Consider the following 278-nt stretch of genomic DNA (forward strand, 5'->3'; position numbering starts at 1 on the left):
GCGAATACTCCAACCACTTAAACGTAGAGAAGTTACCTGTAACCCTGAATTGGAACTGCCTGAAGTGGGATATGTCGCTTATGCCGTACTGGTAAATAGCTGAACCTGCCTTAGTAACACTCTGTGTGTCACTAGCCGTTGCGCTACCATCCCGATGGAAGGCTACCGATGCAGCGTTAGTCCCCGTATCTATCCGTATCTGGAAGTCCAAGGCTTCCTTCTCGTTGTTCTGCATACCGCAATCATCTACGGTTGACCATAGAACTACAGGTATGTCA

The 278-nt window shown here is 48.2% G+C and carries 1 protein-coding gene; it reads right to left on the bottom strand.

Annotated features, from left to right (window positions below; translation table 11 throughout):
• The coding region (locus EOD29_RS36605) for a hypothetical protein (protein ID WP_206520539.1) at positions 1-235 on the bottom strand (235 nt) is incomplete at its 3' end.
• Positions 236-278 lie beyond the last annotated feature (43 nt).

The organism is Mesorhizobium sp. M1A.T.Ca.IN.004.03.1.1 (assembly GCF_003997555.1).
Classification (GTDB): Bacteria; Pseudomonadota; Alphaproteobacteria; order Rhizobiales; family Rhizobiaceae; genus Mesorhizobium.